The sequence below is a fragment of the Tunicatimonas sp. genome (genome assembly GCF_049647865.1).
GTDB lineage: Bacteria > Bacteroidota > Bacteroidia > Cytophagales > Cyclobacteriaceae > Tunicatimonas.
Genome location: NZ_JBARYM010000233.1, coordinates 1 through 3,979 on the forward strand (window position 1 = coordinate 1; position 3,979 = coordinate 3,979).

Sequence of the window (3,979 nt, forward strand, 5' to 3'; positions counted from 1 at the left end):
CCTCATTAGTTACTACACTAACCACATTAGAATATTCAGATATGTTATCATCTATTACCGCTCGCACCCGATAGTAATACGTAGTAGAAGACAGTAATTCGTCAACAATTAATGATGTTCCCGCTACTGTTAAACTTTCATATCCCGCTACAAATGCTGTGAAAGTAGCATTAGTAGCTACATCTAATAAGTAGTTATCGGCACCGGGCACGAGTGTCCACTTAGTATATATGCTGTAGCTACTTACGTTAGATGGCGATTGAGCAACAGGAGGATTAACCCTAATAGTTGTAGTGTACGAAGTTTCTGAATAAGACGAGCTGGTGTAGCTATTGTACGCTTTTATCCGAAAATAGTAGCGGGTATTGGCCAATAGACTGTCAACGCTCAACGATGTGCTACTAACAGATTTTTCCTCAAAATTACTAAGAATGTTTGTGAACTGCTCATCAGTAGCTACATCAACAGTATAGTATGAGGCATCAGGCACTACATCCCAGATGATATTAAAACTGGTATAATTAATATTAGTAACCAATAAATTACTTGGTTGCTCCAACACAGACAAATACTGGCTTTTGACATTTGAGTAAGCCGAAAAACTACCCTCTTTTACTGCCCGGACACGATAATAGTAAGTTTGATCGCCAGCAAGTTCTACTACACTGTATGTAGTATCAATAATTTTATCTATAGATAGAAGCAATGTGGAGAAATCTGGGTAAGTGCTTACTTCCAATGCATAGGTATCAATATTACGCACGGATGTCCATACTGCGGTGAATGATGTGCTACTTAAGTTAGTTGCTTCGTTTAATAGCGGAGCAGATAGGGGTAAAGTAGTTACTACACCATTTTTGGAGTACTCAGAAAAAGATTTATCACTATGAGCTCTTACCCTGAAATAGTATGAAGTATTCGGGTCTAAGTCAGTCACAGTAAAAGAGGTACTTTGAGTAAGCTCATTTTTTACTACAAATGCTGTTTCATCAAGAAATAACGGGTCTATTGTAACTTCTACAGTATAGTGAATAGCACCTACAACCGCTTGCCACTGAAAAGTGAACTCGTTTTGTACATTACTTAAGATGTCTGATAGAACTGGTTGGGTAAGCCGAGTAGTAGTTAGATGAATTACGTTAGAGTAGTCTGAAGAGATGTCGCTATCTTGGGCTTTAACACGGTAAAAGTAATCTTGATCTACTTTAATACCATTCTTTACAACTACGAAAGTGTCTTCGGTAACTATGCGATAGAGCGAGGCATTTTCAGCAAAACCAATATCAGTACCAACCTCTACTTCATACGTTTTTGCTTCAACTACTTGTTGCCAGCGTGAGGTAAATTGATTGGTGCCAACTTCAGCAGCTACCATAGCCGCTGGAGCCGGCATACCTAATGTTTTAACTGCAACAGTATTGGAATATCTGGTTTGCTCACCTGTGCTAAGATTCGCTACTAATCGATAATAGTAAGTGTGAGCAATTTTCAGCGCTTTCACAGTGTAAGCAGTATCTAGTACTTCTATGGGCAATTCTGTAATTAAGGAATTTTCTTCAAATGATCCATCAGTTGATACCTCTAAGAGATAACTATTAGTACCTAATAGAGGACGCCAAGTTGCAGTAAATGCGTTCGTCTTTATATTTTCCCCTGATGAAGCTACAGGTACAGGATCAATAAATTCTTGTATCTCTGGAGTACAGCCAAAAAATATTGCATAAATACTATAAAGTATTATTGCTATCTTAAGAAGTCTGCTCATTTAAATATAATTTTTCATAACAAATATAAATAAAATCAAGCAGTAATATATATAATAGGTGTACCCACCTTAAGTCTACTGTTACGCTCCTATGTATGTTTTAGGTGCATAGAAATAGCATAAGCAACTCAATGTGTAAATAATTGCTGCTATTTTCAACCCAAGCTAGTTCAGATAGCTAAATAGGGCAATTATCAGGATTAACCAATTTTATTAGACATTGTAAGTTTAATATCATATCGGCAATTTGGCTAACTGAAACTAAAATTAGTATCGCTATCACTTCAGCTCTCAACAGAAGCAATTAGTTCTATTATATTACATATTCTTATAAATAATTGTATATATATTATATTTGTAACTGTATAACCATATATACACTACAGCTATTTTAAATTTGAGAAGATAGAAAGGATACGTATTTAGATAATATGTAACGACATGTCAACAATATTGCAACTAAATTAATATGATGCTGAAAGATGCTTCCCTTGAAAATAGCTTAATAAGCAAAGAGAAATATGACTTTGCTAGAAAATTACTAAGAAGCTATACGGACATAGTATTAGTTTTTGACGAAAATTTGAATGTCTGTTTTGCTAATAGTTATGCTGAAGACTTATTAAATCTAGAAAAGAAAGCTTTAATAGATCAGCACATCACTCAGGTTTTTCCCAAACGGCAACACCGATTATTAGAATCGATGATTGAAAGTGTAGAGAAAGGGAAAGATATCCGTGAGCGAAGAACATATTTGCACGTTAGAAGGAAGAAAAACATACCAGTGTCGCTAAGCTTCACATTCATACAATCTAAGCATCCATTTAAATACATTCTTGTTGCTAAAGATCAGCAGCAGTATACCAAGGCAACTGATGCACTGAAGCAGAAAAACGAAGAACTTAAAACACTCATCTACCGGGCATCACACGATTTGAAAGGCCCCTTAGCGTCTGTTAAAGGGCTATTCAACCTATTAGTAGATGAACCTGAAGATACTGAAACACTAAAGTATTATCTGGCTCTAATAAAGAAGAGCGTGGATAAACTGGAGGACACACTCTTCGGATTGCTAGAGCTAGGACTTTCTACAAAAAAAGAATTGCAGTACACATCGTTTAACATCAGAGACTGTCTAGAAGAAATTATCGGACGGTTTGAAAATTATCCTGGGCGGAAAGATGTGATTGTTCATCTTACTGCAAATGAAGATATGGTATTGCACACTGAGAAGAAAATATTTCAGTCCATTTTTCAGAATTTAGTAGAGAATAGCATTAAGTACCGCAAACCCGATCAGAATGATGCCGTGACAAAAATATCGGTCCGTCGTTACAAATATGGTATTAAGATTAAAGTAAAGGATAATGGTTTGGGTATGGACCGTAATCTACAAAAGCGGGCTTTTGATATGTTCTATCGGGGCCACGAACATGCGGAAGGAAGTGGTTTAGGACTATTTATTGTTAAAAATAATGCTGAAAAGCTAAGTGGTGAGATAAAGGTTAAGTCTAGCCTTAACATGGGGACAGAGATACAAGTGTATCTGCCTGATATGCAAAAGGTTGAGGGAGGAAGCGCGAAATCTTCAGTAGGCACTAAAGCTTCTTCTAATCAGAAGAAATGAAATAAGTTTTGTACTAACATACCTTCTTTCAATTGGGCGTTAGTTGCTAGAGCATATTAATACGGATAAGAAAAGCTAGAGTACAATTAATCGTTCTATTCCCTCCGAAGGTAAAGATAAATTAGCTTAATTTTTTGCTTATTCAGAAGCCTAAATTTTGACTGACGGGTAATTGTTTTATCTTTATTATTACCTACAAAATCAACCTAATGCTACTTCGTATTACCTACGTCGCACTGTGCCTGTGTTCGACCTTCTCACTGTTCAGTTGTCAGGGAGATACTGAACCAGAAAAGCGCCCTAATATTTTATTCGCCATCAGCGATGACCAGTCGTTCCCACATACCAGCTTTTATGGTGCTTCGTGGATTAATACACCAGCCTTTGATCGAGTTGCTCAAGAAGGGATTTACTTTTCTAACTGCTACGCCGGTTCACCGGGTTGCGCCCCCTCGCGTAGCTCAATTGTTACTGGTCGTTATCATTGGCAAAATGAGCAAGCGGGGCAACACGCCGCGGGTTGGTTTAATAAGTATGTTCCCTTTGTTGACCTATTAGCCGCGAATAACTACCACACTGGCTACACC

3 protein-coding genes are annotated in these 3,979 nt (G+C 37.1%); 2 read left to right on the forward strand and 1 reads right to left on the reverse strand.

The window, feature by feature from the left end; translation table 11 throughout:
* Positions 1 to 1,501 (reverse strand): fibronectin type III domain-containing protein (locus WBA23_RS07230; RefSeq protein ID WP_424581598.1); only part of this gene is annotated, 1,501 nt, incomplete at its 3' end.
* Between the two features lie 733 nt (positions 1,502 to 2,234).
* Here WBA23_RS07230 and WBA23_RS07235 point away from each other — a divergent pair.
* A complete protein-coding gene (locus WBA23_RS07235) occupies positions 2,235 to 3,392 on the forward strand; it encodes an ATP-binding protein (RefSeq protein WP_424581599.1) in 1,158 nt (385 codons plus the stop codon).
* A 209-nt stretch (positions 3,393 to 3,601) separates the two neighbouring features.
* Positions 3,602 to 3,979: sulfatase-like hydrolase/transferase (locus tag WBA23_RS07240; protein WP_424581600.1), on the forward strand; the 378-nt coding region annotated here is incomplete at its 3' end.

Excerpts from the sequence above, each read along its gene's own strand:
- WBA23_RS07235 (WP_424581599.1), top strand. The coding sequence starts at position 2,235 with ATGATGCTGAAAGATGCTTCCCTTGAAAATAGCTTAATAAGCAAAGAG.